Here is a 1728-nt window from a genome sequence, read left to right as displayed (position 1 = left end):
TAGTGCTTGTCCGAAAACCCATCAGCCCTTGAAAACAGCAGTCTGTGACCTAACTTAATCATTGAAGATTTCCACTGACAGGCTGTTTTCTCACTCATGCGCCAAACCATCAAGCCACAAATGCAGTTAGGCGAGGTCGATATCTCTGCCATCACCTTCAACCCCAAATCCAGGGACGACATACCCCGGCTCTTGCGGGCTTTTCAGCATATCTGGATCACCCCAGAGCTGAGAGAGCAGGTTTTCCGCGCCCTTGAGCGAATGATACCCGCCAGCCGTGACAATGGCCGCCCTGGTATGGATCTCTGGAAAATACTGATTTTTGGCACCCTGCGTCTGACCATCAACTGCGACTACGACCGCCTTCAGGAGCTGGCCAATGAACACGGTACGTTGCGGCAAATGCTCGGACACGGACCGTACTGTACCCACTCTTATCACATCCAGACTTTGCAGGATAATATCGCCCTGTTCACCCCGGAAATACTGGACGGGATCAACCAGATTGTGGTCAATGCCGGTCACCAGCTGGTAAAAAAAAAGAAGAGCGGATATGCGCCCGCGCTGACTCGTTTGTCGTAAAAACCAATGCCCACTTTCCAACGGATATTAACCTGCTCCGGGATGCCGTTCGCAAGATGATCGAGTGGGCAGCCTGCCTGTCGTCAGAGCAGCAGGAAAGCCTGTGGCGACAGAGCAACTACTTGCAGGATCAGCACAAAAAGCGTTTTCACAAAGCCCGTAACCTGAAACGGTCAACGTCGTCTAATGAGTCGCTTCGTGAAGCACGACAGCATGATATCGAAACCGTCCATGCTGAGTATGTAGCCTACAGCCAGAAGCTTATCCGCAAGGCTGAAATAACCTTGAATCTCTTGAAAGCACGGATACCCGGAGACTTACGACTGAAAGAGCTGGAGCGCTGGATAAAAGATGCAGACTACCAGTGTCAACTGATTATCCGTCGTGTACTGAACCATGAAACCATTCCGCACAGTGAGAAGGTTTTTTCGTTATTTGAACGCCATACGGAATGGATCAGTAAAGGAAAAGCAGGCGTTCCTGTAGAACTTGGTCTCAGGGTGTGTGTACTGCAAGATCAGTTTGGTTTCACCCTTCACCATTTGGTCATGGAAAAACAGACTGATGACCAGGTGACTGTAGCCATAGCTAAAGGCGCAAAACAGCGGTTTCCTGAAGTATCGCAGGTCAGTTATGACCGGGGATTCTGGTCAAAAGAGAACCTTGAAAAGCTGGAAACATTTCTTGACCGAGCCGTCTTACCCAAAAAGGGGCGGTGGTCTGAACAAGACCGGAAGCGTGAACGACACCCTGAGTTTGTCAGGGCAATGAAGAAGCATTCCGCGGTAGAGTCCGACATTAATGCACTTGAGCAGCACGGACTGGACCGATGTCCGGACTCAGGGATTGACGGTTATCGTCGGTATGTTGGCCTGGCGGTTTTAGGAACCAATCTGCACCGCTTGGGCTCTATACTGCAAAAGCAATCCAGTCAGGCTGTCAAAAAAACAGCCTGAACGGAGAAGCGTACGAGAAAACAAACGATCATCGTTGGGTGAAGATTACGGGCACCCGAAAAACGTGGAAATGTTTAAGTTTTGATCAAAAAAGGGGGGCGACAGGCATGAGTGGCCTGTTTTGTGTTCAAAAAAATTTTGTCAGTGCCTGTTGAGTCGGATTATTCATGGGTTTTCTGACAGGCACTAA

General features: G+C 49.7%; 1 protein-coding gene. It reads left to right on the top strand.

Going from position 1 to position 1728, the window contains the following annotated elements:
* The first annotated feature begins 96 nt into the window (after nucleotides 1–96).
* Nucleotides 97–1538, top strand: a protein-coding gene (locus ACO6V1_RS23785; protein ID WP_422469054.1) for an ISNCY family transposase whose coding sequence is annotated in 2 segments (ribosomal slippage) — nucleotides 97–541 and nucleotides 541–1538 — 1443 coding nt in all. Because the reading frame shifts where the segments join, the coding sequence is not laid out codon by codon here.
* Nucleotides 1539–1728: the final 190 nt, after the last annotated feature.

The organism is Endozoicomonas sp. ALC013 (assembly GCF_049310205.1).
Taxonomy (GTDB): domain Bacteria; phylum Pseudomonadota; class Gammaproteobacteria; order Pseudomonadales; family Endozoicomonadaceae; genus Endozoicomonas.
The sequence above is the reverse complement of the archived record's forward strand: the minus strand, read 5'-3'. Positions and strand labels throughout refer to the sequence as shown.